Origin of the sequence: Streptomyces sp. VTCC 41912, assembly GCF_045799175.1 — a bacterium.
Taxonomy (GTDB): domain Bacteria; phylum Actinomycetota; class Actinomycetes; order Streptomycetales; family Streptomycetaceae; genus Streptomyces; species Streptomyces albulus_C.
In genome coordinates this window covers 72,175-97,581 of record NZ_JBJMAB010000007.1, presented here as the reverse complement: position 1 = coordinate 97,581, position 25,407 = coordinate 72,175, and the positions used below count along the sequence as shown (strand labels likewise).

At 71.7% G+C, this 25,407-nt stretch carries 24 protein-coding genes and 2 pseudogenes; 12 read left to right on the top strand and 14 right to left on the bottom strand.

Going from position 1 to position 25,407, the window contains the following annotated elements:
• Positions 1 to 3: 3 nt before the first annotated feature.
• Positions 4 to 1,215, bottom strand: a complete 1,212-nt coding sequence (locus ACJ6WD_RS13275; protein WP_407615834.1) for an FAD-dependent monooxygenase — start codon at positions 1,213 to 1,215, stop codon at positions 4 to 6.
• A 161-nt stretch (positions 1,216 to 1,376) separates the two neighbouring features.
• On the opposite strand from ACJ6WD_RS13275, the gene ACJ6WD_RS13270 reads away from it, so the two are divergent.
• A complete protein-coding gene (locus ACJ6WD_RS13270; RefSeq protein ID WP_376440291.1) occupies positions 1,377 to 1,994 on the top strand; it encodes a TetR/AcrR family transcriptional regulator in 618 nt (205 codons plus the stop codon).
• A 23-nt stretch (positions 1,995 to 2,017) separates the two neighbouring features.
• Here ACJ6WD_RS13270 and ACJ6WD_RS13265 read toward each other — a convergent pair whose 3' ends face one another.
• The 7 genes from ACJ6WD_RS13265 to ACJ6WD_RS13235 all read right to left on the bottom strand — a co-directional run bounded on the left by ACJ6WD_RS13265 (position 2,018) and on the right by ACJ6WD_RS13235 (position 7,567).
• Positions 2,018 to 2,581 carry a hypothetical protein gene (locus ACJ6WD_RS13265; protein ID WP_233659496.1) on the bottom strand — a complete coding sequence of 188 codons (564 nt, stop codon included), beginning with the start codon at positions 2,579 to 2,581 and terminating at the stop codon, positions 2,018 to 2,020.
• Between the two features lie 69 nt (positions 2,582 to 2,650).
• The gene (locus ACJ6WD_RS13260) at positions 2,651 to 3,364 is read right to left on the bottom strand and encodes a uracil-DNA glycosylase (protein ID WP_037682991.1); all 714 of its coding nucleotides are present in this window, start codon (positions 3,362 to 3,364) and stop codon (positions 2,651 to 2,653) included.
• Between the two features lie 78 nt (positions 3,365 to 3,442).
• Entirely contained in the window at positions 3,443 to 4,405 is a 963-nt protein-coding gene (locus ACJ6WD_RS13255) for an aldo/keto reductase (RefSeq protein ID WP_233659497.1), read from the bottom strand.
• 136 nt (positions 4,406 to 4,541) lie between these two features.
• On the bottom strand, positions 4,542 to 5,312 hold the full coding sequence (locus tag ACJ6WD_RS13250) for an SDR family oxidoreductase (RefSeq protein ID WP_016573001.1): 771 nt from the start codon (positions 5,310 to 5,312) through the stop codon (positions 4,542 to 4,544).
• A gap of 43 nt (positions 5,313 to 5,355) precedes the next feature.
• Positions 5,356 to 6,117, bottom strand: coding sequence for a 3-oxoacyl-ACP reductase FabG (fabG, locus tag ACJ6WD_RS13245; RefSeq protein WP_233659498.1), 762 nt, complete (start codon positions 6,115 to 6,117; stop codon positions 5,356 to 5,358).
• Between the two features lie 236 nt (positions 6,118 to 6,353).
• A complete protein-coding gene (locus ACJ6WD_RS13240; protein ID WP_016572999.1) occupies positions 6,354 to 6,749 on the bottom strand; it encodes a DUF3037 domain-containing protein in 396 nt (131 codons plus the stop codon).
• Positions 6,746 to 7,567 (bottom strand): HipA family kinase, encoded by an 822-nt coding sequence (locus ACJ6WD_RS13235; RefSeq protein WP_037635891.1) that lies wholly within the window; start codon positions 7,565 to 7,567, stop codon positions 6,746 to 6,748. Before ACJ6WD_RS13235 ends, ACJ6WD_RS13240 begins: the two co-directional genes overlap by 4 nt.
• A 628-nt stretch (positions 7,568 to 8,195) precedes the next feature.
• Between ACJ6WD_RS13235 and ACJ6WD_RS13230 the strand changes: the two genes are divergently transcribed.
• Positions 8,196 to 10,163: an ABC transporter ATP-binding protein gene (locus ACJ6WD_RS13230; RefSeq protein WP_407615833.1), complete on the top strand. Its 1,968-nt coding sequence runs from the start codon at positions 8,196 to 8,198 to the stop codon at positions 10,161 to 10,163.
• Positions 10,160 to 11,091, top strand: a pseudogene (locus ACJ6WD_RS13225) (serine hydrolase domain-containing protein); the annotation flags it as partial. The gene ACJ6WD_RS13230 and the pseudogene ACJ6WD_RS13225, both read left to right, overlap by 4 nt.
• 46 nt (positions 11,092 to 11,137) lie before the next feature.
• On the opposite strand, the gene ACJ6WD_RS13220 reads toward ACJ6WD_RS13225, so the two are convergent.
• Both ACJ6WD_RS13220 and ACJ6WD_RS13215 read right to left on the bottom strand, forming a co-directional pair.
• Positions 11,138 to 11,905 (bottom strand): GNAT family N-acetyltransferase, encoded by a 768-nt coding sequence (locus tag ACJ6WD_RS13220; RefSeq protein WP_233659500.1) that lies wholly within the window; start codon positions 11,903 to 11,905, stop codon positions 11,138 to 11,140.
• Positions 11,906 to 12,062: 157 nt separating this feature from the next.
• Entirely contained in the window at positions 12,063 to 12,638 is a 576-nt protein-coding gene (locus tag ACJ6WD_RS13215; RefSeq protein ID WP_233659501.1) for an ABATE domain-containing protein, read from the bottom strand.
• Between the two features lie 82 nt (positions 12,639 to 12,720).
• Between ACJ6WD_RS13215 and ACJ6WD_RS13210 the strand changes: the two genes are divergently transcribed.
• Positions 12,721 to 13,893: an epoxide hydrolase gene (locus tag ACJ6WD_RS13210; protein WP_407615832.1), complete on the top strand. Its 1,173-nt coding sequence runs from the start codon at positions 12,721 to 12,723 to the stop codon at positions 13,891 to 13,893.
• Between the two features lie 42 nt (positions 13,894 to 13,935).
• On the opposite strand, the pseudogene ACJ6WD_RS13205 reads toward ACJ6WD_RS13210, so the two are convergent.
• Positions 13,936 to 14,070 (bottom strand): annotated as a pseudogene (locus ACJ6WD_RS13205) (alpha/beta hydrolase); the annotation flags it as partial.
• Here ACJ6WD_RS13205 and ACJ6WD_RS13200 point away from each other — a divergent pair.
• The 5 genes from ACJ6WD_RS13200 to ACJ6WD_RS13180 all read left to right on the top strand — a co-directional run bounded on the left by ACJ6WD_RS13200 (position 14,063) and on the right by ACJ6WD_RS13180 (position 18,879).
• Positions 14,063 to 14,293 (top strand): hypothetical protein, encoded by a 231-nt coding sequence (locus ACJ6WD_RS13200; RefSeq protein ID WP_331246841.1) that lies wholly within the window; start codon positions 14,063 to 14,065, stop codon positions 14,291 to 14,293. The pseudogene ACJ6WD_RS13205 and the gene ACJ6WD_RS13200 overlap by 8 nt on opposite strands.
• Before the next feature lie 225 nt (positions 14,294 to 14,518).
• Positions 14,519 to 15,052, top strand: a complete 534-nt coding sequence (locus ACJ6WD_RS13195) for a GNAT family N-acetyltransferase (protein WP_407615831.1) — start codon at positions 14,519 to 14,521, stop codon at positions 15,050 to 15,052.
• A 526-nt stretch (positions 15,053 to 15,578) separates the two neighbouring features.
• Complete coding sequence (locus ACJ6WD_RS13190; RefSeq protein WP_407615830.1) at positions 15,579 to 16,295, top strand: S1 family peptidase; 717 nt, start codon at positions 15,579 to 15,581, stop codon at positions 16,293 to 16,295.
• Between the two features lie 271 nt (positions 16,296 to 16,566).
• Positions 16,567 to 17,562 carry a LysR family transcriptional regulator gene (locus ACJ6WD_RS13185; RefSeq protein WP_233659507.1) on the top strand — a complete coding sequence of 332 codons (996 nt, stop codon included), beginning with the start codon at positions 16,567 to 16,569 and terminating at the stop codon, positions 17,560 to 17,562.
• 477 nt (positions 17,563 to 18,039) lie between these two features.
• Positions 18,040 to 18,879 (top strand): carbohydrate-binding protein, encoded by an 840-nt coding sequence (locus ACJ6WD_RS13180; protein WP_407615829.1) that lies wholly within the window; start codon positions 18,040 to 18,042, stop codon positions 18,877 to 18,879.
• A 171-nt stretch (positions 18,880 to 19,050) separates the two neighbouring features.
• Here the strand turns inward: ACJ6WD_RS13180 and ACJ6WD_RS13175 are convergent, their stop codons facing one another.
• Positions 19,051 to 19,782, bottom strand: a complete 732-nt coding sequence (locus ACJ6WD_RS13175) for a hypothetical protein (RefSeq protein ID WP_407615828.1) — start codon at positions 19,780 to 19,782, stop codon at positions 19,051 to 19,053.
• Positions 19,783 to 20,256: 474 nt separating this feature from the next.
• Between ACJ6WD_RS13175 and ACJ6WD_RS13170 the strand changes: the two genes are divergently transcribed.
• Both ACJ6WD_RS13170 and ACJ6WD_RS13165 read left to right on the top strand, forming a co-directional pair.
• The gene (locus tag ACJ6WD_RS13170) at positions 20,257 to 20,895 is read left to right on the top strand and encodes an ATP-dependent Clp protease proteolytic subunit (RefSeq protein WP_233659510.1); all 639 of its coding nucleotides are present in this window, start codon (positions 20,257 to 20,259) and stop codon (positions 20,893 to 20,895) included.
• Between the two features lies 1 nt (position 20,896).
• Positions 20,897 to 21,499, top strand: coding sequence for a ClpP family protease (locus ACJ6WD_RS13165; protein ID WP_016570248.1), 603 nt, complete (start codon positions 20,897 to 20,899; stop codon positions 21,497 to 21,499).
• 79 nt (positions 21,500 to 21,578) lie between these two features.
• Here the strand turns inward: ACJ6WD_RS13165 and ACJ6WD_RS13160 are convergent, their stop codons facing one another.
• The gene (locus tag ACJ6WD_RS13160) at positions 21,579 to 22,010 is read right to left on the bottom strand and encodes a RodZ family helix-turn-helix domain-containing protein (protein WP_038517851.1); all 432 of its coding nucleotides are present in this window, start codon (positions 22,008 to 22,010) and stop codon (positions 21,579 to 21,581) included.
• A gap of 719 nt (positions 22,011 to 22,729) precedes the next feature.
• Between ACJ6WD_RS13160 and ACJ6WD_RS13155 the strand changes: the two genes are divergently transcribed.
• A complete protein-coding gene (locus tag ACJ6WD_RS13155) occupies positions 22,730 to 23,428 on the top strand; it encodes a hypothetical protein (RefSeq protein WP_407615827.1) in 699 nt (232 codons plus the stop codon).
• Between the two features lie 427 nt (positions 23,429 to 23,855).
• Here the strand turns inward: ACJ6WD_RS13155 and ACJ6WD_RS13150 are convergent, their stop codons facing one another.
• On the bottom strand, positions 23,856 to 25,088 hold the full coding sequence (locus ACJ6WD_RS13150) for an MFS transporter (protein WP_407615826.1): 1,233 nt from the start codon (positions 25,086 to 25,088) through the stop codon (positions 23,856 to 23,858).
• Positions 25,089 to 25,407: the final 319 nt, after the last annotated feature.

The following is a 25,407-nucleotide window of genomic DNA, read 5'->3' as shown; positions in this document are numbered from 1 at the left end:
AGCTTACGGGGCGGTCGGTGGCCGCCAGTCGGCGATGCCGTCCAGAGCGCGCAGCGCGAGGTCGGGGGCCAGCCGGGCGGTGGCCGCGACCAGGGCGCCGCGCAGTGCGCAGGCGGGTCGGGACCGCCAGGTGGTGAGCCGGCCGATCCGTCCCGACCGGCGGACCACGGCCGTGGTGCGGGGCAGCCGCTGCCGGGTGTAGGCGGCGAGCGCGGCGGGGAGGGTGGCGTCCGGTGCGGCCCCGTGGGCGAGGACCACGGCGTCCTCGACGGCCTGGCAGCCGCCCTGGCCGAGGTTGGGGGTCATCGGATGGACCGCGTCGCCGAGCAGCGCGACCCGCCCGTGGTGGAAGGCGGGCGGCGGGGCGGCCGCGGCGTGCACGTCGTTGCGCAGGACGGCGTCCGGGCCGACGGCGTCGAGGAGTTCGGGGATCGGGCGGTGCCAGGACCCGAACCGTTGCAGGAGTTCGGCGCGCTCGTCGGCGCCGGACCGTCCGCCTCCGGGCGGGACCACCGCGGTGGCGTACGCGTAGATCCGCCCGTCGTGCAGCGGCAGGGTGCCCCACAGGCCGCCCGGCCCCCAGGTCTCGTGCGCGGTGTCGGGTGTGGCCAGCCCCGCGGCACCGGCGGCGGGCACCACGAGGCGCCAGGTGGTGAAGCCGGCGTAGCGGGGTGCGGGGTGGTCGGGGAAGAGCGCCCGGCGGGTGGCGGAGTGGATGCCGTCGGCGGCGACGACGAGGTCCGCGGTCAGGTCGGCGGACGCGCCGTCCGAGGCGGTGGTCCGCACCCGGGCCGGCCGGTCGTCGCGCAGCGGATCGCCGGGGTCCACGAGGGTGGCCGGGGTGCCGGTGCGGACCGCGGTGCCGGGCAGCCGGTCGACGAGCAGCGCGATGAGGTCGGCGCGGTGGGCGATGACGACCGGCCCGCCGAACCGCCGGACGGCCGCCGCGTTGTCCGTGCGGGCCAGGAGGCGCCCGTCGGGCCGGCGGATCTCGCCGGTCAGTTGGCGGGAGGCCATGGCGCGGACCGCGTCGCCCACGCCGATGGTGTCCAGGGCGCGCTGGGCGTTGGGGGCCAGTCCGATGCCGGCGCCGACCGGCTCCAGGGCGGCGGCCCGTTCCAGGACGGTGACCCGCCAGCCCCGCCGGTCCAGGGCCACCGCGGCGGTGAGCCCGCCGATCCCGCCGCCGATCACGATCGCGGTGCGCTGCCGCATGGTGCCGCCTCCCGGTAGTCGCGGACGGGTGGCGTGCATCCCGACCCCGATGTGACTACATCTGTAGTGCCGAACACCATGAGACTACACCTGTAGTGACCGGCGGGACAGGCGCACTACGGACGTAGTCACCGTTGCTCGGCACCACTAGGCTCACCTGCATGAACACCCGCAAGGCCACCGCTTCCCCCGACCCGCTCCCCCGCCAACGGCTGATCGCCGACACCGCGCTGGACCTGCTCGCCGAGCGCGGCATGCGGGGGCTGACCCACCGGGCCGTCGACGAGGCGGCCGGGTTGCCGCAGGGCTCCACGTCCAACCTCGCGCGGACCCGGGCGGCGCTGCTGGAGGCCGCGGTGCGGCGGCTGGCCGACCGCGAGGCGGCGGTGCTCGCCCCGGACGCGTTGCTGGGCGCCGCGGACCCGACGGCCGCCGCTCCGGCAGCCCTGGCCGACGCCCTGGCGCGCGCCCTGCACCGCTACCTCTCGCACCACCGCGGGCTGCTGGTGGCCCGCTACGAACTGGCGCTGGAGGCCACCCGCCGACCGGAGCTGCGAAAGGTCTACGACCGGGCCGGCCGGACCTTCCGGGAGCCCGTGGTGGCGCTGCTGACGGCGGCCGGGTCCACCGCGCCGGAGCGGCACGCGCTGGCGCTGGTGGCCTGGTGCGACGGGGTGCTGTTCTCCTGCGTCGCGGGGCAGTTCCACGCCGCGCCGCCCACCCGGGACGCGCTGCGCGCCTCGTGCGCGGAGGTGCTCGACGGGATGCTGCGGAACTGAGGCGGCGGCCCGCACGGGCACCGCTATCTGGTGGCCCCGGGGGCGCCCTCGATCCGTAGTTCCAGGCGCACGATCGCGGCGGTGAGGCGCCGGCGGTGCTCGCCCTCGGCGAGGGACCGCACCGAGGCGCGGGCCCGCCGGAGCTGGGCACGGGCGTCCGCCGGGCGGTCGAGTCCGGCGTAGTCGGCCGCGAGGTTGAGGTGGAGCGCGGGGAAGAACGCCCGGAGCGCGGCGAACGGGTGGCGTGGGCCCGTGCCCCCGGCCGGTGCGGCGGCGGGCCGGGCCCGGACGGGCCGCTCCGTGACGAAGCCCTCAGCGGCCGCCAGGGCCCGCAGGTCCCAGTCCAGGGCGTCCCGGGGGTCGTCCTGGGTACCGGCCAAGTAGTGCGCGAGGGCGCAGCGGTGGAAGGCGTCGCCGCGCGGGCCGATCTCCTGCCAGAGCGCGGCGAGCCGGTTGCGGGCCTCCTCGCGGTCGCCGGCGCGGTGGAGCATGATCGCCTGACCGAGCCGGGTCAGCACGCCGTCCTCGGGCTCCGCCTCCGGCCGCTGCTCCACCACCGCGCACTTCCCGTCGTCGCTCGCCACCACCGGCTCCCCCCCGACGCTAACCGCCACCGGGACGCTCCGCGCGACGTGCGCGACCTGCCGGGCGGCCGGTCAGCCCAGGTCGGGGATGCGCCAGTCGACCGGGGCGTGGCCCTGGGCGGCGATCGCCTCGTTGATCTGGGTGAAGGGACGGGAGCCGAAGAACTTCTTCGCGGAGAGCGGGGAGGGGTGGGCGCCCTGCACCACGGCGTGCCGCTCCTCGTCGATCAGCGGGAGCTTCTTCTTGGCGTAGTTGCCCCACAGGACGAAGACCGCCGGGTCGGGGCGGGAGGCGACGGCGCGGATCACCGCGTCGGTGACCTTCTCCCAGCCCTTGCCCTTGTGGGAGTTGGCCTCGCCCTCGCGGACGGTGAGCACGGCGTTCAGCAGCAGGACGCCCTGCTGGGCCCACGGCATCAGATAGCCGTTGTCCGGAACGGGGTGGCCGAGCTCCTCCTTCATCTCCTTGTAGATGTTCCGCAGCGACGGGGGCGTCTTGACCCCGGGCTGCACGGAGAAGCACAGGCCGTGCCCCTGGCCGGGGCCGTGGTACGGGTCCTGGCCAAGGACGAGCACCTTCACCTGGTCGTAGGGCGTGGCCTCCAGCGCCGCGAAGACCTGCTCGCGGGGCGGGTAGACCGGCCCCGCCGCCCGCTCCTGCTCGACGAAGTCGATCAGCTCCTTGAAGTAGGGCTTCTCCAACTCCTCGCCCAGGACCCCGCGCCAGGACTCGGGCAGCATGTCGGTGACCACGTCAACAACCTCCGGTGTGCGTTCCGTTCTCATCGGGAGAACCTACCGGCGACCACTGACAGTCCCCGAAACGGGCCGTCCGCCGACCCGCACGACAGCCTCCCCAACTCCTCAGGCGGTGTCCAGCCGGGCCCGCTGGTACGGGTCCAGGGCGAGGTCCAGCGCGGCCAGGCACTCGTCCAGCTGGGCCACCGAGCTGACCCCGAGCACCGGCACCACCGGCACCGGGCCGCCCATCAGCCACGCCAGCACCACCTGGTTCGCGGTGGCCCCGCACTCGGCCGCCACCTCGGCCAGCACCCGGCTGCGAACCACCGTCCCCGGATGGTCGTAGCGCTCGGGCAGTGGTTTGTCGGGGCGGGTGTAGGCGCCCTCCATCAGGGGCGAGTAGCCCAGCAGGGTCAGGTCGGGGTGCGCGGCGGCGTAGTCGAGGAGTTCCTCGTCGGTCTCCCGTTGGAGGCCGGCCGCCGGCTCCGGGCGCGGCCGGAGGTAGGTGTGCCGCTGCTGCACGGCGCGGAAGCCGGGCAGTCCGCGGGCGGCGGCGTGCTGTCGGGCCTCGGCGAGCCGCCAGGTCGCGTGGTTGCTGGCCCCCAGCGCGCCGACCCGGCCGTCCTGGACGCATCCGGCCAGTGCCTCGACGGTCTCGGCGAGCGGGACGGTGCGGTCCTCGACGTGCGCGTAGAAGAGGTCGACCCGCTCGGTGCCCAGGCGGCGCAGGCTGCCGTCGAGGGCGGTGCGCAGGGCGCGGGCGCCGAGCCCCTCGGCGTTGGCGGGCCAGTGGGGGCCGCGGGCCGGGTCGGGCCGGGCGCCGGCCTTGGTGGCGAGCACCGTGCGTTCGCGCGCGCGGCGGCTGCGCAACCACCGTCCGAGGACCGTCTCGCTCTCGTCGCCGGTCGCGCCGGGTACCCAGCAGGCGTAGTTGTCGGCGGTGTCGACGAACGTCCCGCCGGCTTCGGCGAAGCGGTCCAGGAGGGCGAACGCGGTCCGCTCGTCCACGGTGGTGCCGAACGGCATCGCCCCCAGGCAGAGGGCGCTGATCCGCGGTCCGTCGCCGCCGAGCGTGCGGTGGTGCATGGCGTCTCTCCCTGACAGGTCCCTGGACACGAGTGGTGCCGGCCCCGCGTCGGGACCGGCACCACGGACTCTGCCGCTTGGAGTGCACACGAAGGCAAGCCCGGTCGGGGCCGCCCGCGCCGGCGCCCCCGGGCCGTCACACCCCGGCGTTCAGGAACAGTCCGCCGTCGACGACGAGCGACTGCCCGGTGATCCAGCCGGCCGCCTCGGACAGCAGGAAGGCCGCGGCCCCGCCGATGTCCTCCGGGACGCCCAGCCGCCCCATCGGGTAGCCGGCCGCCGCCTCCTCCTCGCGGTTCTCGTAGAGCGCCGCGGCGAACTTGGTCTTGATCACCGCGGGGGCGATGGAGTTGACCCGCACCACCGGTGCGAACTCGTGGGCCAGCTGGAGGGTGAGGTTCACCATCGCCGCCTTGCTGATCCCGTAGGCGCCGATGAACGGCGAGGGGGCGACGCCGGCGATCGAGGCGATGTTGACGATCGCGCCGCCGTTGTCCTTCTGCCAGGCGTGCCAGGTGCGTTGGGCGAAGCCCAGCGCCGAGACGACGTTGGTCTCGAAGACCTTGCGCGCCACGTTGAGGTCGAGGTCGGCGATCGGGCCGAACACCGGGTTCGTGCCGGCGTTGTTGACGAGGTAGTCGACCCGGCCGAAGGTCTCCATGGCCCGTTCGACGACGGTGGCCTGGTGCGCCTCGTCGTGCGCCTTGCCGGCGATGGTGAGCACCCGGTCGGCACCCAGCTTCCCGGCCGCCTCCTTCAGGGCGTCCTCGTTGCGACCGGTGATGACGACCCGGTCCCCGCGGGCGATCAGGGCCTCGGCGATGCCGTACCCGATGCCGCGGCTGGCCCCGGTGATCAGGGCGACCTTGCCGGAGGGCTCGGGGAGCCCGCTGTCCTGCGCTGTCATGTCGAGTCCTCCTGCTCCTGTGCTCCTGCGGTCGGTCGGGCGGTCAGCAGAGCGGGCCGCCGGCGACGTACAGGACCTGGCCGGAGACGAAGCCGGCGGCCTCGGCGGTGAAGAAGGCGACCGCGTTGGCGATGTCGTCGGGGTTGCCGACGCGCTGCACCGGGATCTGGGTGGCGGCCGCGGTCTTGAACTCCTCGAAGTCCATGCCGACCCGCTCGGCGGTGGCGGCGGTCATGTCGGTGGCGATGAAGCCGGGGGCGACGGCGTTCGCGGTGACGCCGAACTTGCCGAGCTCGATGGCGAGGGTCTTGGTGAAGCCCTGCAGACCGGCCTTGGCCGCCGAGTAGTTGACCTGGCCGCGGTTGCCGAGCGCCGAGCTGGAGGAGAGGTTGACGATCCGCCCGAACTTCGCGTCCACCATGTGCTTCTGACAGGCCCGCGACATCAGGAACGCACCGCGCAGGTGCACGTTCATGACCGTGTCCCAGTCGGTGTCGGTCATCTTGAACAGCAGGTTGTCGCGGAGCACACCGGCGTTGTTGACGAGGACGGTGGGCGCGCCCAGCTCCGCCGCGACGCGCTCGACCGCGGCCGCGACCTGGTCGCTGTCCGAGACGTCACAGCCGACCGCGAGGGCCTTGCCGCCGGCCGCGGTGATCTTCTCGACGGTGTCCTTGCAGGCCGCCTCGTCGAGGTCGAGTACGGCGACGGCGCGGCCTTCGGCGGCCAGGCGCACGGCGGTGGCCGCGCCGATGCCGCGGGCCGCGCCCGTCACGATGGCGACGCGCTGCTCGGTGGTGGACATGCGGGTTCTCCTCACCCTCGATCGTCGAAAAACCTCGAACACCTGGACCGGCGGTCGACCCCGATCCGATCGGGGTGAGCAACCGCTTAGTAGCCTCAGCAGGGCTGACGCTAGAAGCCCGACCACCCCCTGTCAACGCCCCACCACCGCACACCCGCCGCGAACGACGCGTGGGGCGGGCCCCCAAAAGGGAGACCCGCCCCACGCACCGCGCGCCCACGCGCGCCCACGCGCGCTCAGCGCACCAGCAGCTCCAGCAGCCGCTCCGCCTCCACGGCGGGGTCGGTGGTCAGCCCGGTGTGCACCGGGCCCGGTTGGACGATGGTGCTGCGCGGCGCGATCAGCCAGCGGAAGCGCTGCCCCGGGTCCTCGCCCGACGCCTGGCCGGCCCGCGCGCCCCCTGCGCAGATGCCCTCCACGGCGCACAGCGCGGCCCGCACGCCGGCCACGTCCACCGTGGGGTCCAGCGCCAGCAGCCGGGCCTCGTCCAGGTGGGTGCGGGCCTCGACGAACCGCCGTGCCCGGCAGTACACCACCACCCCCGCGTTGATCATCTCCCCGCGCTCGACCCGCGGGACGACCTTCAGCAGCGCGTACTCGAAGACGTCGCGCCCGTTGTGCAGTCCACTCACTTCACGGCCCTCCGCGGCGCCTTGCCGGTCAGCCACTGCGGTGCCTGCGACGGCTTGTCCTTCGTCGGCTCCCCGATGGTGATGTGCTCGCTGATCGTCCGCGCCCGCGCCAGCAGCGTGCGCACGTACGCCTGCCGCAGCTCGTCCGGGGCGTCGAAACCCGGCTCGCCGTCCAACCACACGTCCGGCACCTCCGCGGCGATCTCGGTCAGCAGTTCCTCGGTGATCAACGGCGCGAGTTCCTCGGCCGCCGCCGCGACGTCCGGCCCGAACGTGGCCAGCGCGTGGTCGGAGGCGTCGTACGGCCGGGCCGAGGCCCGCTCCGCGGTCGGCCAGTTGTGGTGCCAGATCATCGCCGCACCGTGGTCGATCAGCCACAGCTCACCGTGCCACACCAACAGGTTGGGATTGCGCCAGGACCGGTCCACGTTGTTGATCAGCGCGTCGAACCACACGACCCGGCCCGCCTCGCGCGCACCCACCTCGAAGGCGAGCGGGTCGAAGCCCAGCGATCCCGGGAGGTAGTCCATGCCCAGGTTCAACCCCCCGCTGCCCTTCAGCAGCGCCTGGACCTCCTGGTCCGGCTCGCTCAACCCGATCACCGGGTCGAGCTCCATCTGCACCAACTCCGGCACCCGCAACCCGAGCCGCCGCCCCAACTCCCCGCAGATCACCTCCGCGACCAGCGTCTTGCGCCCCTGCCCGGCGCCGGTGAACTTCATGATGTAGGTACCGAGGTCGTCCCCCTCGACAATCCCGGGGAGCGACCCACCCTCACGCAAGGGCGTGACATAGCGGGTCGCAACGACCTCCCTCAACGCTTTCCTAGGCCCCACGGGTCATTTTCCTTAGAGTCAACGGTCGGCTTCACAGTGGTACACGCCCCGGAAGCGCCCCCGATCAGCCCCGGGGAGAACCTGGGGAGAATCGGCCGGCGCACGGCTCGCCCCGCTCGCCCGAGCGGCCCGTCGAGGGCGGTGCGACCTTCGCGTCCGGCCTCCGGCATGAAGTGAGCATAGTAACCGAGCGTGATGGCCGGGGGGTGAGTGCCCGAACCACCGCTCGACGGTCGCCAGGGACTCCCCCGCCTCCGACAACAGGGAGGCGTAGGCGCGCCACAGCACGTGGAACCCGTCCTTCGGCGCCGCCTGCGGACTGCGGACTGCGGACTGCCACACGGTGCTCGGGAGTTCCTTTGAACCCAGGTGCCTCAAGCCCGGCGTTTCGGCCACGACCGTCCGGAGGGCATCCCGCTGCGGACAAGGGGCAGGCACCCGGAACGAACGTTCCCTCGCTCTCCGGCGGGATCTCATCGCGTCCGAAACACAGGAGTTCGAAAGGCCGGTCGCTCTCGTTGAACGCGACGACATCCCGACCTCTCACCGTCTGGAGACCGTCATGTCCCCGCGTGATCGACTCAGCAGGCTCGGATGCGGGTGGGTGGGCATGATCGCCTCCCTCCGGCGCAGGCCGACGCGGCAACCGGCGCTCTCGAAGAGCGAGAAGCTGTTGTTCAGCGGTGTCCTCCGGCACGACAAGGCGTGGGCGCAGTACGAGGATCCCCTGCTGCGGCTGTCGTTCTGGAAGATGGCCCGCCAGTTCCCGGCGATGATGGCCATCGTCGCGAGGGCCGCGTGGCGCGAGGACTTACGCGCCCTAGTGACCTTGCTCACCGCGGAGTTGGGGATCGGGGTGATGCGCGCCTTCACGCTCGTGGCCACCAACCAGGTGCTCGTGGCCGTCTTCTCCGGCGGACCCACCACACGGCGTTTGCTGGACGCTGCTCCAGCGCTGTGCGCGGCCGCCGCAGTGACCGCGATGTCCTCCCTTCTGTCGGCCGTGAGCGTGGCGGCCTCCGGCCGATTGGAACCGAAGATCGAGCGGGCGTGCACGGCCCGCTACTACCGCGGGCTGGCCCGCGTCGAACTGGCCACGTTGGAGGACAAGGAGGCACAACGCGCGTTGGACGCGGGCCGGTACGGGATCCGCTCCATTCGCTCGATGCTGGGCTCGACGATCCAGGTCGTCAACACCCTCATCGGCCTGGTCGCGGCAGCCAGCGTTCTGGCCCTGCTGCATCCGCTCCTCGTCCTGACCCTGCTGCTGATCGCTACCCCCAAAGCCTGGGGAGCGGTCGCGGTCGTACGCCGCGCCTACGCCTCACGCAGAGCCTGGCTCGACCACGTACGGGCCACCGACATGGTGACCTACCAGTTGTCCCGACCGACCGCCGGTCCAGAGGTCAAAGCCCACCGGGCCGGCGAACTGCTGGCGGGCGCCTACGAGGACATGGCCGCCACCTCCGCCCAGGAGAAGCAGCGCCTGGCCTACGCCGAGGCCCGCACGGACCTGGTGGCCGCGGTGCTGTCCGGGATGGCCGCACTGGTTTCCTACGGCGCCCTGTGGGCCCTGCTGTGGTACGGCCACATCCCACTGGCGGCTGCCGGTACCGCGGTGGTCGCCGTGCGCACCTCCAGCCAGAACCTCGGCAGCCTGGTGCAGACGATGAACCGGCTCTACGAGGAGTCGATGTACCTGTCCGACCTGGAGAAGGCGTACGAGGTGGCGGAGGCCGACGCGATCCCCGCCGGCGGTCAGCCGCTTCCTTCGGGGCCCGTCGAAGTGCGGTGCGAGAACGTCTCGTTCAGCTACCCGGACGCCGACAAGGCCGCTCTGTCGGAGGTGTCGCTGACGATCCCTGCGGGGAAGGTCGTCGCACTGGTCGGGGAGAACGGCTCCGGCAAGACGACACTGTCCAAACTCCTCGCCGGCCTCTACCTCCCGTCGAAGGGCCAGTTGCTCGTCAACGGCGTCAACCTTCGTGAAGCGGACCGCGACGCCGTCTTCGACAAGGTGGCCCTCCTCTGTCAGGACTTCCCGCGATGGCCGATGACCGCTCGTGCCAACGTCCACATCGGCCGCCCCGAAATCGACCTGGACCAGGCCCGGATCGAACAGGCCGCCCACGAGGCCGATGCGCTGGGCGTGGTGGAATCGCTACCCGAGCAGTGGAACAGCATCATCGTCAGCGGCTTCGAGCGCAGCACCCAACTCTCCGGCGGTCAATGGCAACGCATGGGGAGCGCTCGGGCACGGTATCGACGAGCGCCCCTGGTGATCGTCGACGAGCCGACCTCGGCCCTGGATCCGCGAGCGGAGATCGAGGCGTTCCAGGCACTGCGGTCGCTGACCGATGACACCACGACGGTAGTGCTGATCACCCATCGCCTCGCAGCCACCGCGAGCGCCGACCTGATCTACGTGCTCGACCACGGCCGCATCGTGGAACAAGGCAGCCACACGGACCTGATGGAGTTGGACGGCGGGCACTACCGCGCGCTCTACGAGATGCAGGCCGCCCAGTACAGCCAAACGCCTCGGACCACGCTCCCCCACCCCACGCCACCCAGCTGAGCACCAATGCCCTGGCGCCGCCCGCCGCGTCTGCTGCCGCCAGGCCGGGCACCGTCCAGGAGGGCCTGAACGCGTTGGTGCGCTCCGACGGCCTGCCTGCCGCGCTGGCGAGCGTCAAGGACCGTGCGGGCCGCGCCGGTACCTACACCGCGGGGGTCGGCGACCTGGCCACCGGCTCCAAGGTGCCCAGGGACGGCCAGGTGCGGATCGGCAGCAACACCAAGACGTTCACCGCGGTGATCGTGCTGCAACTGGACGGTGAAGGGAAGATCGGCCTCGACGAACCGGTCGACACCTATCTGCCGGGTCTCGTACGCGGGGAGGGGATCGACGGACGCCGCATCACCGTCCGTCAGCTCCTCCAGCACACCAGTGGCCTTCCCGATTACGTGGACTGCATCGAGGACGCCACCATGCGGCACCGGTACTTCGACCCCCGCGACCTCCTGGACATCGCCTTCCAGCACAAGGCCCGCTTCACCCCCGGGGCGACATTCGAGTACAGCAGCACGAACTACGTGCTGGCCGGCCTGATCGTCCAGAAAGTCACCGGCCGGCCCCTCGCCGAGGAGACAGACCAGCGCATCATCCAAAGCGTCGGGCTGCGCCACACCTACTTTCCCGCCCCTGGTGACAGGACCATCCGAGAACCCCATCCCAAGGGCTACCAAAGGGGTCCAGCGGGCGGACCTCCGCGCGACAGCACGGAGTTGGCCCCTCCGCGGGCTGGGCCGCGGGCCAGATGACCTCCACCAACTCCGACCTCAACACGTTCTTCACCGCGCTCCTCACCGGCCGCCTCCTGCCAGCCGCCCAGCTCGCCCAGATGCGCACCACCGTCCCCATCGGGAACACCGGCGCCGGCTACGGACTGGGGCTCATCAGCAGGCCACTGTCGTGCGGCGGTGCCTACTGGGGCCACGGCGGTGACGTCGCGCGACGCCCCGTCGGTCGATGCCCCGTTCCCGGTGAGGTCAGCGTACGTACGGGGTGGTGGTGGACAGCGGTACGAACCCCAGGCGTCGCAGGATCGGACGGCTCTGGTCGGACGCGTCGACCTGGAGGTAGCGGTAGCCGTGTTCGGCCGCGATGCGGGTACGGAAGGCGACCAGGGCCCGGTAGACGCCCCGGCCGCGCCACTCCGGCACGGTGCCCCCGCCCCACAGGCTCGCGAAGGACGTACCCGGGTGCAGCTCCATCCGCGCCGCGCTCACCGGCACGTCACCGGCCATGGCGACGACCGCGGGAGGCAGGCCGGCGGCCAGCTGGCCCAGCAACAGCTGCCGGTGGTACGGCCGCGCCTCGCCGAACGCCCGCTCCTGCGCGGCCACCGCGAGCTCGACCCCGGCCGCATCGGTCACCGGCAGCAGGCGCACACCCTCGGGCAGGTCGACGCGCGTGGGCAGGTCGTCGATTTCGGCGACCATCAGCGTCTCCTCGGGCTCGGGCACGAACCCCGCCGCCCGCAGCCGTCCCGGTAGGTCGGCCGGCCGGTCGTGGCCGTACAGCTTCCACTCGAACCCGCGCCCCAGCGAGGTGAAGTACCCCACCTGCTCCGCGACCGCGGCGTCTGCGGTGGCTTCGTCCAGGTCCGACCAGACGATTCCGTTCCAGCCGTCGGCGTCCGCGCCGACATGGCGTACGACGCCGCCCACCCGCTCCACCCGGGCTCCGGGCCCATCGGCCCGGATGCCCTGTCGCATCTCGCGATCGAAGAGCGCCAGCACTGTGTCCTGATCCATCCGCCCACTCCAGCATTGCCAGGCACGCGAGGCAACGGAAATAGAGCGGACCGGGCCGGCCCCTACCCGAAACGGCCACCAGCCGCGGCCTCCCGGTAGCCGCCCTCGGCCCGCGCGGACTCGGGCCGAGGGCGGCAAGAACGTACCGGGGCAACGATCACTCCGCTGGTCTGAGGTTTTTGCGCTGGTTGGCGTTGAAGCGCGCTTTCTTCTGACGATTCCCGCAGGTGTTCATGTCGCACCATCTGCGGGTGCGGCTTTGACTGGTGTCGAAGAAGGCGGCTTGGCAGGTCGGCGATGCGCACAGGGCCAATTTCCCGTCTCGTTCGCCGGCGATGATGCTGATCGCGTCGGCGGCGATCACGCTGAGGGCGTCCTCCACGCAGGAAGCCGAGCCGAGCCGCCATCGCCGCTCGCCCTCGGGCGTCAGGACGGCCGCGGCCCGGCCCTGAACGCTGCGGTCGTTGATGACGTGGACGGCGGACGCGGGGAGCGCGGCCTGGGTCGCGGCCGCCGTCGCGGCGGCGTGAATCGACTCCCGCAGTTCGCGAGCGAGGTCGAGCTGGGCGGCGGTGCAGGAGTCCACGGCGAGGCCGTTGACCGCCAGCCAGTCCATGAGTCGGTGCGGCGTGGGAATGCGCTCCACGGGGTCACCATGACGCTCGGACAGGGTCCCCGTGAAGCTGGTGGCCAGCACCTTGCCGAGGCGGAAGTCAGGAAACCCAGCACGCATGGAACCACCTTAGCCGGTTGCGGCGTGGCTCGGAGGACTGCTAGAACCGCCTTAGCCGGTTCCGCGATGGCCAGGAGGTCTCATGCCCCGTCCCACCAGCGACGTGCAAGCATTTGAAGCCCACGCAACTGACGCCGACCTCGACGATCTGCGTGCACGACTGGCCGCGGCGCGGCTACCGGAGGCCGAGACGGTCCACCGCGCCGCGCCCGGCCGCCGCCGATGGGAACAGGGCGTCCCGCTCGCCGACCTCGTCGATGTCGTGAACTACTGGCGCACCGGGTACAACTGGCGGTCGTTCGAAGAGCGCCTCAACCAGATCGGCCAGTTCCGCACGACCATCGATGATCTGGGAATCCATTTCCTGCACCGCCGATCCGCCCGCGCGGATGCCACTCCTCTGCTCTTGACGCACGGCTGGCCGGGCAGCATTGCCGAGTTCGTCGACGTGGTGGACGAACTGGCGGATCCGAAGGCTGCGGACGCGCCGGCGTTCCACGTCGTGGCCCCGTCGCTACCGGGCTTTGGCTACAGCGACAAGCCGACCGCCACCGGATGGGGAACCGAAAGGATCGCGGCCGCATGGGTGGAACTGATGGGAAGGCTCGGCTACCGCGAGTTCGTGGCCCACGGCGGCGACTGGGGAGGCAATATCACCACGGTTCTCGGCGGCAGGTTCCCGGCGCACGTTCTCGGCATCCACACCCTGTTCGCGGAGGCGCCGCCCGGGTTGACGGCGGACGGGCTCACGGCGGTCGAGCGCAGGTGGACCGAGGAGACCCGCGATTTCTGGCGCCACCGCGCGGCGTACGCGAAGCAGCAGGCGACCCGGCCGCAGACCATCGGCTACTCGCTCGTCGATTCACCGGTCGGGCTTCTCGCCTGGATCCTCGACAAGTTCGCCGAGTGGTCGGACACCGACGACAGCCCGTTCGAGACGATTTCCAGAGACAGGATTCTCGACGACGTCACGCTGTATTGGCTGACGCGGACCGGCGCATCATCGGCCCGCATTTACTACGAAAGCCACAACTCCCTCGATCCCGAACTCCGGGTCGACGTGCCGTCGGCGATCACCATGTATCCCCGCGACATCGAGAAGAGTCCGCGGCCCTGGGCGCAGGAGCGGTACCGGCAGATCGTCCGGTGGACGGAGCCAGAAATCGGCGGACATTTCCCTTCACTGGAGGTCCCCGAGTATTTCGTCAGAGATCTGCAAGAGGGCCTCGCGGCAGTGCTGGCCGCCAAGCAGTGAACGCGGCTCGGTGGCGGCGCTCGATCACCGCCCGATGCGGCACTAGGGGAGCTTGAGAAGCAGTTCGCCGAGTTCGCCCGGCATGGTGATCATGCTGTCGTGGCCGGTCGGGAGCTCCCAGACCTGCGCGGCGGTCCCGTTGGGTTGGATCGGGGGGACGGGGCGGCGGGTGACGCCCGCCCTGTTGGGCATCGCCCTGCCGTACCTCTGGGAGTCCGCGGCTCCCGCCTTCGACGGCGCCTGGTTCCTGTTCGTCCCGTTGAGCAGCCACACCACGCACGTCGCGGCCGGTGTGGGCGTGGCGGAGGTCCTCCTCGGCCTGTGGGCGGGGCCGTACGTCCTGCGCGCCCGGTCCCGTGTCTCACAGGCCGTGCTCGGCCCGTCGGACACCCGCGAGTGACCCGGGCCGGGGCGGGCCGACGGCCGCGACCGCCCGGTACGGATGAGCTCGCACGTGTTCCACGGCACAGCCTTCCTTCCCCGCGCTCCGGGCACGGCCGCGCGGGACAGTCCTCCCGACAGCGCCTGGAAAAAGACGGCGCGGCGTGCAGGGAGAGGAGCCTGGGCGACGGCACGGCGAGTCCCGATTACCAACGGGTCCCCTGTCTTCGGCAGGATGGGGGCCATGACTGAGATCCGCACCCCCCGCCTCCTGCTCCGTCGCTGGGACGACGACGACCTCGTGCCCATGGCCGACATCAACGCGGATCCTAGGGTCATGCACTGGGTCGACGACGGCTCGGTGCACGACCTGGACCACACGGCGGAGGCCATCGAGCGATGGGAGGAGGAGTGGGACGAAGAGGGCTTCGGGCTCTTCGCCGTCGAACTGCTCGCCTCGGGGGAACTGGCCGGGTTCACCGGGCTGTACGTGCCTGATTTCCTGCCGGAGGTGGGGCCCGCCGTGGCGATCGGCTGGCGGCTCGGCCAACAGTTCTGGGGCCAGGGATACGCGTCCGAAGCCGCCCAGGCCACGCTGGAGTTCGCACTCCAGGACCGCGGCCTCGACCACGTCATCAGCATCAGCCGGGCCGGCGACACGGCCTCCGAGAACGTCATCCGCAAGCTCGGCATGGTGCTGGAGCGCGAGACGATCCACCCGGTGCACGGCCATCCGCTGCGCGTTCACAGCATCGACCTCACGGAGTACCAGGCATGAGCCAGCCGGGGCCTCGGATCATCGGGCGACAGGCGACTGGTGTCCAGGCGCCCTCGACCGCATCGGCCCCCGCGGGGTAGGGCGCGCAGACGACGGCCCCTGCTGCCCCACCGGGACCTGCGCCTGCATGGGGCTGCGCGCAGTGTCGGTGTCTGAGAGCTCGCGGGCGATGTAGTGGTTGAGCCGCCGGCACCGGGCCGCAGGCATGCCTGTCGAGTTCGCCGCCGCCCGCACCTTCACCGCGTGCGGCCGGCGCAGATCCGCACCGGCCACCACCAGCCAGGCAGGCAGGCAGCTAGCCAGGCAGTCAGGCCGCGGGACCCCACCCCCGGCTGCCGAGTCGGCGCTCCATAACTTCCGTGTTATGGACAAGCGTTAGTACTCCGTTCACGAATCCCTACGGGAGCATGGTCGTGTTCACGGCGAACGCCCCTTCGCACCGGGCGTTCGCCGTGGGCGCGGCCCCTCGGGCCATCGACCCCGCACACGCACGTCTCACGTGGCGTGCCTTCCGGATCGAGGAACCTTGCGCATATCGAAGCTCGTGCCCGCTCTCGCCGCCGCAGCCGTCGCCGTCCTCGCACTCGTCGCCCCCACCGCAGGCGCGGCGCCGGTTCCCCCAGGCACCAAGGGGCCGCAGCCCATCATCGGTGGGCAATACGCCAACAGCGGCCCCTGGGCCGCCCGGCTGTACTCGAACGGCCAGGAGACCTGTTCGGCCACCATCATCGCCCCGACGTGGATCCTCACCGCCAAGCACTGCGTCGCCGGCGGCGCCCTGTCGTTCCGCATCGGGAGCCTGGACCAGTACAGCGGCGGCACCACGGCCAACGGCGTGCAGACCTACACCCACGGAGCGGACCTGGCGCTGGTCCGTCTCGACCGTTCGGTGTCCACGACCTATGCCACCCTCGGACAGCCCGGCTCGGTGCGCGTCGGGCAGAACGTGCAGGTGTACGGCTGGGGCGCCACCTCCCAGTGCGGTTCGGAGATCAACTGCCAGTCCCGGTACCTGAAGTTCGCCAACGTCACCGTCAGCGGTGGCTGCACGGACGCCTACGGGGGCTCCGCGATCTGCGCCTCCTGGGGTGACGGCATCACCGCCGGCGGCGACTCCGGCGGACCGATGATGACGAACGGCGTGCAGGTCGGCGTCGCCTCCACCAGCGACCGCCAGACGAGCACGGCGTACAGCAACGTGACCGCGTACCGTTCCTGGATCCAGTCGATCGCGGGGGTCTGAGCCCGCGCCGCCCGCCCGGCGGGACCCGGGGCCCTCGTCGCGATGCGGCGAGGGCCGTCGCCGTCACCTGGAAACGCCCCGCCCCTGGATCGGCTGAAAGTCCGGTGCGGGACGCGGGGGCGGGGGTCGGCACGCCGTCCCCGGTGGTCCGACGACGCACGAATTCGGCCAGGTGCAGGCCGTAAGCGCTGGAGAGCGGCGCACGCAATCCCGACGCCTGAACTTTCAACAACTACTTGCCCGCTGTCCGTGTATTGCGCAAGCTCCCTTCATGGAACTGGAGTTGAGACATCTGAGAATCCTCCGCGCGATCGCTGACGCGGGAAGTCTGACCAGAGCGGCGACGGCGCTCGGGCTCGCCCAGCCCGCGCTCAGCGCACAGCTCAGACGGATCGAGCGCGCCTTCGGCGGCGCGCTCTTCGAACGCGGGCGGTACGGCGTGCGGGCCACGGCGCTCGGGGAACTCGTGCTGGAGCGGACCCGGGTCGTACTGCCGGCGGTGAGCGAACTCCAGCGGGAGGCCGCCCGGTTCGCGCTCACCAGGCCGGGGACCGAGCGGCTGCGACTGGGCGCGACGCACGGCCCGCTGCTGGGCGCACTGGTGGACCGGCTCGCCGACGCCGCCCCGGACACCACGGTGACCACCCACGTCTCGTGGTCCGAGCGCGAGCTGGCCGAGCTGCTGGCCGACGGGCGCATGGACTTCGCACTGGCCGGGGCCTGCGGGTCGGCGCCGCCGCCCGGCGCCCCTCATCTCGTCTGGCGCGATATCGCCGTCGATCCCGTCTTCGTCATGCTCGCCGACAGCCATCCGCTCGCCCACCGACGGGAGGTCGATCTGGCCGCCCTGGCCGAGGAGACGTGGGCGTGCGTGCCGGGCGACGGCTGTTTCGGGGACTGTTTCACCGTGGCCTGCGCCCGGGCCGGTTTCAGCCCCCGCCGCATGTACGAGACGGACACCGCCTCCTGCGCGCACCTGGTGCAGGTGGGGCGCGCGGTGGGCTTGTGCCGGGCCACGTTCCCGCCGACACCCGGCCTGACGACCCGCCCCCTCGCCGGTACGCCGCTGCACTGGCGGCACCTGCTGGGCTGGCACCCGGCGAACCAGCGGCCGGACGTCGCGGCGACGATGCTGGCGCAGGCACTGCGGGCACACGCGCGTACGGCGGCGCGCTGCGACACCTACACGGACTGGCGGGCCCGGGCGGGCCACGGGATCCGGCCGGCGGCCTGCTGCGCCGTGGCGTTGGAGGAGGACGCCGTCTGACGTCCGCGGCGAGTCACGGCGCCGCACCACGCTCCGATCAGCGGAGCAGCCCGTCCACCGGGGCTCGACAAGCCCTTCCCCGGTTGCCCCTGCTCAGTCAAGTCGACGATTTGGCAAGGTAGTTGAGAATTGCGGGGCCGTTCTGGCGCATGTGAGGCGCCCCGGCGGGAGCGTTGCCTGCCGCACCCCGGCGTGAACCTCGGGCAAGGCGGGAGCCACCGCAGGCTCATTCCGCTCCATAACGCCGCCCAGGGGGATCGGGCGGTATCTCGCTGAACCACCGCCGCTGCCCCTACCGTCGTCGGTGGTGATCGCGCCCAGGGCGGCCCTCCGAACGGCATGGCGCGGTCTGCGCGGCGCTGCCCTCGGCGTCGGCCGGCCGTCGTGGTCACGGTCCGCACGTCCGCACACCGCCAGTCACCTGTCAGGCACGCCCCGACCCTCTTCCTTCCCTACTCAGGAGACCGAGGAATCGCCATGACACCCCCTCCGCACCGCGACACCGGCTCCGGCCGGCCGATCAGCCGCAAGAGCCTGCTGAAGGCGGCCGTCGCCGCCGGTGCCACCGTCCCGCTGCTGTCGTCGGGCACGATGGCGCTCGCCCGCGACTCCGCCGGCCAGGGACGCCCCCTCTCCGTGACGCCCGCCTGCGACGACGGCGACGGCCCCACCCACGACCAGATCGAGGGCCCCTACTTCAAGCCCGACTCGCCGCTGCGGACGGACCTGGTGGACGCCGGGATGCCAGGCACCCCGCTGACCGTCAGCGGCTACGTCTTCGGCCGGCACTGCGCCCCCCTCTCCGGCGTGCTGCTCGACTTCTGGCAGGCCGACGACGCCGGCAGCTACGACATGGCCGGCTACACGCTGCGCGGCCACCAGTTCACGGATGCGCGCGGAGCGTTCGCGCTCACCACGATCGTGCCGGGCCTGTACCCGGGCCGCACGCGGCACCTCCACGTCAAGGCGCAGGCCCCCGGAGAGCCCGTGCTGACCAGCCAGTTGTACTTCCCCGGCGAGCCGCGGAACGCCACCGACACCCTCTTCGACGCCGCACTGCTGATGAACATTCGCGGGGCCGGCAGCGGCAAGGAGGGCACGTTCGACTTCGTGTTGGACGTCGACGGGACACCGGGGCCCGGCGACCCCACCGAACCGCCCACCGATCCGCCGAGCGGTGCCTGGACGCCCGGCCGCGCCTACGCCCCGGGCGACCGGGTCACCTACCGGGGCGGCACGTACCGCTGCGTGCAGGCCCACACGTCGATGGTGGGTTGGGAGCCGCCCAACGTGTCGGCGCTGTGGCGCCGCGAGTGACCACCGGTCCCGCGTCGGGCTCCGGCCACCCGGCCGTCAGGCCCGTCCGCGCGGCGGGGAGGCAGCGACGGGCCGCCCCCTGCCGGCCCCGGGCCGTTCGGACGTCTCCGTCGCTCGCCGGGGCGGTGGGCTTGCCGGGGGCAGGTCCACCGCCCCGGGGCGGTCCGAAGGTCACTCGTGGGCGCTGATGATGCCGCCGGTGCTGAGCACGATGTAAACGCCGTTGGCGTCGAGGCCGACGTCGTGGCCCTTGGTCTCCAACGTGGCGTCCACCGAACCGTCGTGGCCGATGATCTGCGCGCGGTACCGCAGTTCGCCGACCTTCGTCACCTTGGCGGTCCAACCACCGGCAAGGTGGAACGTGCCGGGACCCTGCTGCCCGCCACCCATCCACGAGCGGACCTCGCCGCCCATCGTGAGCACCACGAACATGTCGTTGGCGTCCAGCCCGGCGTCGATCTCCTGGCCCGTGGTCTCGATGGTCGCCAGCACCGAGCCCTTGCTGATGATCTTGGCGCGGTAGCGCTGCTTGCCGAGGTCGTAGACCTCCGCCTTGCTGCCGTCCACCAACTTCACGGTGCGGACCGGGGACGGTGACGTGCCCTTGCCGGCGCGCGAACCGCCCGACTGCGTGCCCGCAGCGCTCGACTTCGCCTCGCCCGTGCCGCCGCCCTTGGCGTCCCCCTTCGCGCCGGAGTCCGCCTGGGAGTCCGCCGGTGCCGCGGCGGAGGAGCCCGCGCCGTTGGACCCGGCGGTGGCCGCCTGCCCCGCGGCCTTGCCGCCACCGGCGTCCGAACCGGAGCACGCGGTCAAGGACAGGGCAGCGGCGGCGGTCAGGGCCGCCGCGGCAACGCGCAGGGTACGGCGACGACGGGCGCTACGGACAACGGTCTTGGAATTCATTGGGCTCCCCCGGGGGAAGTCGGTGACGAGGTCTCCTGGCTACGACACCCACTCTGCTCGGGGCCACTATCGCGGGACTGCCGCTCCGCTAACACCCGGCTAACCTCGCGCGCTCGCGCAGCCGGCTGCCTGACGGTAAGTCAGTTCAAGGCAAGGCACCACCGGCACGAGCAGGAGACCGTCGAGGCCCGTGCGGGCCCGTGCAGGCCCGTGAAGGCGCGTGCAGGCCCGTCGGTGGGAGGGGTCCCGTCGGGATGACGCGCTGTCGGTGGCGTCGACGCCTCACAACCGCCGGACGCCGGGCCACCCGAGGCCCCACCAGGCTCGTACGTCGCGGCGGCCCCGGCGTCGAACCCGCCGCCGGCCCCGGCCTCTGCCCGTGGCGAATCTGCTGCGGGCAGAGAAACCGCGTCCGGGGGTCTCCCGAGGTCAAGAGTGGAGTCGACGGCATGCCCGCCTCGACAAGGAGACCCGATGCATCCACTCGCCACGTCGCCGCTGCGCGCGGAGGAGGGCGACACACCGCCCAGCCGCTTCGACGACCACCTCGCGGCCCAGCTGCTCGCCCAACGGATCGTCCTCCTCGGCACGCAGGTCGACGACGTGTCGGCCAACCGGGTGTGCGCGCAGCTGCTGCTGCTCTCGGCGGAGGACCCGCGCACCGACATCAGCCTCTACATCAACAGCCCCGGCGGTTCGGTCACCGCGGGCCTGGCCATCTACGACACGCTGCGGCTCGTCCCCAACGACGTCTCGACACTGGCGATGGGGTTCGCCGCCAGCATGGGCCAGTTCCTGCTCGCCGTGGGCACGCCCGGCAAACGGTTCGCGCTGCCGAACGCACGGATCATGATGCACCAGCCCTCGGCGGGCATCGGCGGCAGCGCCGCGGACATCGAGATCCAGGCGGAGAACCTCGAATTCACCAAGCAGGCCATCGAACGGATCACTGCCGAGCACACCGGTCAGAGCCCGGAGACGATCAGGCGGGACGGCGACCGGGACCGCTGGTTCACGGCCGAACAGGCCAAGGAGTACGGGATCGTGGACCGGGTGGTGGAGTCGCTCGCCGACATCCGCCCGGCCGCGTCGCGCCGACGGATGGGGTTGTGACATGGGGTCCTACACGGTTCCCTACGTGATCGAGCGGACCGCACAGGGCGAGCGGTCCTACGACGTCTTCAGCCGACTGCTGAACGAGCGGATCATCTTCCTCGGCACCGAGATCGACGACGGCGTCGCCAACGTGGTCATCGCGCAACTCCTGCACCTGGAGTCGGCGAACCCGGAGCGGGAGATCTCCATCTACCTCAACTCGCCCGGCGGCTCGTTCACTTCGCTGATGGCGATCTACGACACGATGACGTTCGTGCAGTCGCCGATCTCCACGTTCTGCGTCGGCCAGGCGGCGTCGACGGCGGCGGTGCTGCTGGCCGGCGGCGACCCCGGACGGCGCTTCGTGCTCCAGCACGCCCGGGTGCTGCTCGGCCAGCCGGCCAGCGGCGGCCGGCAGGGCACGGTCTCCGACCTCAGCCTCGCGGCCAAGGAGATGGTCCGCATCCGCTCGCAGGTGGAGGAGGTCGTGTCCCGCCACACGCACCACGACGTGGCGACGCTCCGTGCGGACATGGACCGGGACAAGGTGCTCACCGCCGAAGAGGCCGTCGCCTACGGGCTGGCCGACGAGGTGTTGAGCCGGCGACTCGCGTTCGTCTGACCACGCGCGGCCGTGGCCGGGGCCGGCGAGCCGGCCGGTACGACGGTGGTGCGCCCCGACGTACCGGCCGTCGGCTCGATCAGGCGGCGAGGCAGAGGCCGTCGTACCGCGCGGTGGGGGACGTACGGCCCCGGGCCACCCGGCTACGGGTGTGGCGGGCAAGGTGGTCCTGGGTGCGCTGGAGCAGGTCGGCGAGGCCGAGCCCCAGTGCCTGGGCGGCGGCCGCGAGCACCTCGGAGGAGGCTTCCTTGCGGCCGCGCTCCAGTTCCGACAGGTACGGCATCGAGATCCGGGCCGCCTCCGCGACGTCCTTGAGCGTGCGTTCCTGGGCCAGCCGCTCGCGCCGCAGCACGTCGCCGACGAGGTCGCGCCACAGCGGTTCCCTCGGTGCGGGTGTCCGCGGGGCTTCCGCCGGCCGGTGCGGGGCACGGTCCACCCCACCCGAAGCGGGCGGCGCGGGCTGCGTGCGCAGGGGAATGACGCGGGCTTCGTTCGGCGCATGAGTGGTCACCCCCTCAGCCTAGGGATCCTGGACTGTGGGGGAAGGGACCGGCGTTCTGCCCTGGGTGAAGCCGTCGCCACGCGAACTCCCGGCGCGGGCGCGGGCGGGCAGCCGGGCGGCAACCGAGCGCACCGTGTCCCGGCCGACCGGATGCCGCCCCTCAAGGGCCGGTGGCAAGAATCCAGATGCCGACGAGCATGTTGGCCCCGGACGACTTGGACGGGAACTCGTGCCGACTGCCCTGCGCCTCAGCGAATGCGACCACCGCGGAAGAGGACCGCTTTACGAGAAAGCGACCGCAGGCCCGAGCCGCGCGAAATGCGCACGCAATGCGGATCACAGGAATCATGCGGGTGAGGGATGCCCCAGACCGTTTCCTTCGGATTGCCCTGCCGACCGGTCGGTGGAGATGGCGAGGGCGATGGCGATCACGTCACCACCCGCCTCACTTCGGAGTCGGATGCGACAACTGAGGCTCGAATAAGGCCCGTTGGGCATCGAGCGACGACACATCGGACCAATGCTCAGATGATTCGAAAGAAACGCCCTAATGAGGATCACGCACACCGCGCCGAACACGCCTTTCCTCACGTCGACCTGAGGGAGCATCAGTGACGCGTTAGCGAGTTGGTGGCGGCGTGGGGGAAGATGAAGTCATCCGATGAACGGGGCAACGGCACTGTTGCGGCCCGGCCTTTGTGCATGCCCGAACGAAACGAGGAACAACCGTGAACCGCACCCACACCGCCCGACTCCGACGCGTGGCGCTCACCGTGGCCGCCGGTGCGGCACTCGCGGTGACCGTCACCGCCTGCGGCCCGGCCGACGGCAGCGGTTCCGACGACTCCGCCGCCTCCGGCAAGGCCACCAACGCCGCGTCGAGCGACACCGGCAAGGACACTGCCGGCAAGGACACCTCCGACGAGGCCACCGGCAGCGAGAACGGCAAGACCGCGAAGGAGGGCGGCTCCTCCGCGGGCACCGGATCGGCGCCGTCGGACGGCAAGAAGGGCTACGGGCAGACCTGCGGGGCCAACGACCTGACGTTCAGCGCGACTTCCAAGTCCCAGGCGGGCGGCTACATCCTGCTCGCGGCCCGCGCCAAGTCCGGCATCACCTGCACCATCCCCAGCGGTCTGCCCTCGATCTCCTTCGGTTCCGGCGGCATCGAAGCCCAGCCCGCCGAACAGTCCGTCGGCCCGGCGATCGAGCTCGGCGGTTCCAAGACCGCCTACGCCGGCATCAACCCCAAGACCACCAAGGACAACAACAGCGTCGGGTTCACCTTCCTCATCGCGGGCATCGGCACCTCCGACCCCAACCCCGCAAACGTCAACACCGGCCCCGTCAAGATCGACAAGCCGATCGTCACCAACTGGCACACCAGCCCCGACGGCACCGTCCCCGGTGACGGCACGGACCAGTGACACCAGCCAGCGCCGATGAGCGCGGGCCAGCGGCGGGAACCGGTTGAGCCACCCGCCCTGGCCAGCCCCAACACCGCCCCATGGGTGGAGAGGGCTCGGCGAGGTGCGCCTCGGAGCGGCCGGTCCGCGTTTCGGCTCGCTTCCGGTCCAGGCACGACGGGCTGCCGTACCCGGTCGGGTACGGCAGCCCGGGGGCCGTCGCCTGACGGGCACGCCCGCCGCCGTCCTCCTGACGGCCACCAGGCCACTCACACGACCTCCGCTGCGACCTCCGCTGCGACCTCGGCCGGCAGGTCCTTCGCGGTGACCTGCCAGGCAAACGAAGATCCGGGGTGCGCCACAGGAACGGTGCATGCGGATCCGACGTGCGGATTCGGCATGCGGATCCGGCGCGCGTGAACTGCCTCGCCGCTGACCACGGAGTTCCCTACTGCGGCTGCTGAGCGGTGTGTGCGGTTTCGACCGGCGAGGGAGCTTTCGGGTCGGGCGCCGTCAGGGTGCGGTCCGGCAGCCGGGTGGCCATGACGACGGGCAGGACGAAGACCGCGAGGAGCGTGTAGAAGACGGCGGGCAGACCTCGCGCGTCGGCGAGCCATCCGAACGCCGGCGAGCACAGTCCGCCGGCCGCCATCGCCAGCCCCAGGGTGAGCCCACTGGCGGTGCCCGGGCGGTGGGGCAAGTAGTCCTGGCCCAAGGTGACTTGGGCGGCGAACGGCAGGAACATCGCCACACCGAACACCGCCGCACTCAGCACCAGGACCGGGAACGCGGGGGCCCAGGCAATGCCCAACAGTGCGGGGAACGCGACGAGGTAGCCGACCCGCAGCGACGTCATCCGGCCGTACCGGTCCCCCAGCCAACCACCGAGCAACGTGCCGACCGCCCCGGCCGCGGTGTACGTGCTGAGCACGGCGGCACCCGCCGCCGTGGACTCCCCCAGATCCCGCTGCGCGTGCAGCGCCACCATCGACGTGACCGTGACGTAGGGAACGGACCATCCGATGATGACGGCCACCAGCCGCGCGAAGGCGCGCCAGTCATCCGCCCGTTCGGCACCACCCGCCCCCGCCTCGGCCGCCGCGCCGGTGGCCAGCGGCGCGGCCGGCACGTGGCCCCGTGCGCGCATCCACGGGCCCTTGAGGAGCCACAGGGCCACCATGACCAGCGCGGGGACCGCCAGCAGACAGCTGCCGCCGAACCCCGCTCCCCCGATGACGAGGGTGACCAGGGTCGGCGCGAGGGCCCCGCCGATGGTTCCGCCGACGGAGAAGACACTCATGGCCTTCTGCGACGAACCACCGGCGGCGCGTGCCTGGCTGGTCGCGGGCGGGTGGTAGGCCGCAATGCCGATGCCGGCGAGCGCGACGCACAACCAGGTGACCCAGTAGCTCCCGGACAGCCCCGCGGCCGCCACGCCCACGGCCGCGGTACCGAATCCCGCGGGCACCAACCAGGGCCGTGGCGTGCGGTCGGACAGCGCGCCGAACACCGGTTGGAGCAGACTGGACAGACCGCTCGCCGCGAAGGCCAGGCCGGAGACCGCCGCGTAGCTGTAGTGACGTTGGGACACCAAGAACGGCAGCATCGCGGGGATCGCCCCTTGAGAGAGGTCGTTGACCACGTGCGTGCCGGCCAGGAAGCCGAGTTGCCCTTTTTTCATGGTGGGGACACCACTCACTTTCTTTGCGGGGAAGTCCAACACCCGGGCTCCTCGGGTCCTCAGAGGAGTCCTGACGCGCGAGCGGCGACAGGGGGAGCCGGGTGGCGACCGAACCTCATGACGACCGGCTGATCGAACGTCCCACCACCCCGCTGCGGGGCGCCAGTCGTGTCAGGCCCCGCAGCGGCGACCGAGGAGGAGCATGTCGATCAGCAGCATGGCGAGCACAGTAGCCGCTTCCAACTCCTCAGACAACCTGATGTGCTGGTGGGTGGCGGTGGCTGGGGGGGCGGACGCCTGCCGTCAACGTCCTTGGCGT

Bases quoted from the DNA above. Each gene is read 5' to 3' on its own strand.
- ACJ6WD_RS13210 (WP_407615832.1), top strand. From the start codon at position 12,721: ATGCCCCGTCCCACCAGCGACGTGCAAGCATTTGAAGCCCACGCAACT.
- ACJ6WD_RS13215 (WP_233659501.1), bottom strand. From the start codon at position 12,638: ATGCGTGCTGGGTTTCCTGACTTCCGCCTCGGCAAGGTGCTGGCCACC.
- ACJ6WD_RS13180 (WP_407615829.1), top strand. From the start codon at position 18,040: ATGACACCCCCTCCGCACCGCGACACCGGCTCCGGCCGGCCGATCAGC.
- ACJ6WD_RS13150 (WP_407615826.1), bottom strand. From the start codon at position 25,088: ATGAAAAAAGGGCAACTCGGCTTCCTGGCCGGCACGCACGTGGTCAAC.
- ACJ6WD_RS13170 (WP_233659510.1), top strand. From the start codon at position 20,257: ATGCATCCACTCGCCACGTCGCCGCTGCGCGCGGAGGAGGGCGACACA.
- ACJ6WD_RS13175 (WP_407615828.1), bottom strand. From the start codon at position 19,782: ATGAATTCCAAGACCGTTGTCCGTAGCGCCCGTCGTCGCCGTACCCTG.
- fabG (WP_233659498.1), bottom strand. From the start codon at position 6,117: ATGTCCACCACCGAGCAGCGCGTCGCCATCGTGACGGGCGCGGCCCGC.
- ACJ6WD_RS13165 (WP_016570248.1), top strand. From the start codon at position 20,897: ATGGGGTCCTACACGGTTCCCTACGTGATCGAGCGGACCGCACAGGGC.
- ACJ6WD_RS13185 (WP_233659507.1), top strand. From the start codon at position 16,567: ATGGAACTGGAGTTGAGACATCTGAGAATCCTCCGCGCGATCGCTGAC.
- ACJ6WD_RS13230 (WP_407615833.1), top strand. From the start codon at position 8,196: ATGATCGCCTCCCTCCGGCGCAGGCCGACGCGGCAACCGGCGCTCTCG.
- ACJ6WD_RS13195 (WP_407615831.1), top strand. From the start codon at position 14,519: ATGACTGAGATCCGCACCCCCCGCCTCCTGCTCCGTCGCTGGGACGAC.
- ACJ6WD_RS13275 (WP_407615834.1), bottom strand. From the start codon at position 1,215: ATGCGGCAGCGCACCGCGATCGTGATCGGCGGCGGGATCGGCGGGCTC.
- ACJ6WD_RS13250 (WP_016573001.1), bottom strand. From the start codon at position 5,312: ATGACAGCGCAGGACAGCGGGCTCCCCGAGCCCTCCGGCAAGGTCGCC.
- ACJ6WD_RS13270 (WP_376440291.1), top strand. From the start codon at position 1,377: ATGAACACCCGCAAGGCCACCGCTTCCCCCGACCCGCTCCCCCGCCAA.
- ACJ6WD_RS13255 (WP_233659497.1), bottom strand. From the start codon at position 4,405: ATGCACCACCGCACGCTCGGCGGCGACGGACCGCGGATCAGCGCCCTC.
- ACJ6WD_RS13220 (WP_233659500.1), bottom strand. From the start codon at position 11,905: ATGGATCAGGACACAGTGCTGGCGCTCTTCGATCGCGAGATGCGACAG.
- ACJ6WD_RS13260 (WP_037682991.1), bottom strand. From the start codon at position 3,364: ATGAGAACGGAACGCACACCGGAGGTTGTTGACGTGGTCACCGACATG.